The following is a 1,323-nucleotide window of genomic DNA, read 5'->3' as shown; positions in this document are numbered from 1 at the left end:
AACAGGGGGATCCCGTTCTGCTCCGCGCCGATAATTATTTTGCTTATCTACTGGCTTGCGTGGTCGATGACGGCGCACAGGGCGTGAGCGAGGTCATTCGTGGTGGCGACTTACGCACGTTTACCGGAGTCCAGCGCTATTTGCAAAGCCTCCTGCACCTGCCCCGGACAGCATATGGGCACCTGCCACTCCTCTGCAATGCTGATGGCAGCAAGCTTTCCAAAAGCAGTCAAAGCCCAGCCTGGACAGGAAACCCCGGACGAGGCTGGGAAACAACCCTGGGCCTGCTGGGATGGGACACCCCCGCCGAACTCCACGGCGCATCCGCTGAACAGTGGCGCAACTGGGCGCTGGCGGAGGCACGGGGCAAGACACCATTCTGGCATCCACCGGCTACAAGCGTTACGCTGCCCCTATGAATATTGACCCGATAGTTGTTCTGGAGGCTTTTCTGCGACTTTGGCCTGCGCCGTCAGGACGGCTGTCGGCGCAACGATGAATTTACCGGAACTGGTCCCCGCCACCCTGATTCGTCGTTACAAACGTTTCCTGGCGGACTGCGAACTCGAAACCGGCGAGCAAATCACCATACATTGCCCCAACTCTGGAAGCATGCGCAGTTGTGCAGAACCCGGACAAACCATTCTCATTTCCCACAGCAACAACCTCAAACGCAAACTGGCCTGGACCTGGGAGCTTTACTGGAGTGGCAGCAGCTGGGTATGCATCAATACCCAACGCCCCAATCACATTGTGGCCGAAGCCATTGTCAACGGGCAGATTCCCGCCCTGCAGAATTATGACGAACTGCGGCGCGAAGTGCCCTATGGCAGCCATGAACGGGTAGATATCCTCTTGCAGAATCCCCAGCGTCCACCCTGCTATGTCGAAGTCAAATCCTGCACCCTGCTCAACCCTGATGGCGTCATCCGTTTTCCCGATGCGGTCAGCACCCGCGCCCTGCGCCACCTGCATGCACTCCGCGAGGTCGTAGCCAACGGTGGGCGCGCCGTCATGTTTTTTTTGATTGGCCGCGAAGATGGTCAGGGTTTTGCCCCGGCCGACCAAGTGGACCCGGCTTATGGACAGGCGCTCCGGGAAGCGCGCAGGGCGGGTGTGGAAATACTGGCCTACCGAACCCGGGTCAGTCCTGATAAAATAGTCATTGATGCGGCAGAGCAGCTACTTTTTTAGCCGCTTTGAGTCGCCCCAGGAGAATTTCATGTTACAACGTCGAAAAAACCCCCCTCAGGGCAACATCAAAACCCCTGAAGAAGTCGTAAAAATGCGTACTGCCGGGCATTTGACCGCCATGGTGCTCAA

At 57.7% G+C, this 1,323-nt stretch carries 2 protein-coding genes; both read left to right on the top strand.

What is annotated here, in order from left to right; genetic code table 11:
* A partial coding sequence (locus AC2VLY_RS07885; protein WP_486922063.1) for a glutamate--tRNA ligase family protein occupies positions 1-419 on the top strand: 419 nt, incomplete at its 5' end.
* Between the two features lie 76 nt (positions 420-495).
* The gene (gene sfsA, locus AC2VLY_RS07880; RefSeq protein WP_486922062.1) at positions 496-1,194 is read left to right on the top strand and encodes a DNA/RNA nuclease SfsA; all 699 of its coding nucleotides are present in this window, start codon (positions 496-498) and stop codon (positions 1,192-1,194) included.
* Positions 1,195-1,323: the final 129 nt, after the last annotated feature.

It is taken from the genome of Acidithiobacillus sp. TH-A36 (assembly GCF_057473445.1).
This window is presented reverse-complemented; position numbering and strand designations above follow the sequence as displayed.

Excerpts from the sequence above, each read along its gene's own strand:
- sfsA (WP_486922062.1), top strand. The coding sequence starts at position 496 with ATGAATTTACCGGAACTGGTCCCCGCCACCCTGATTCGTCGTTACAAA.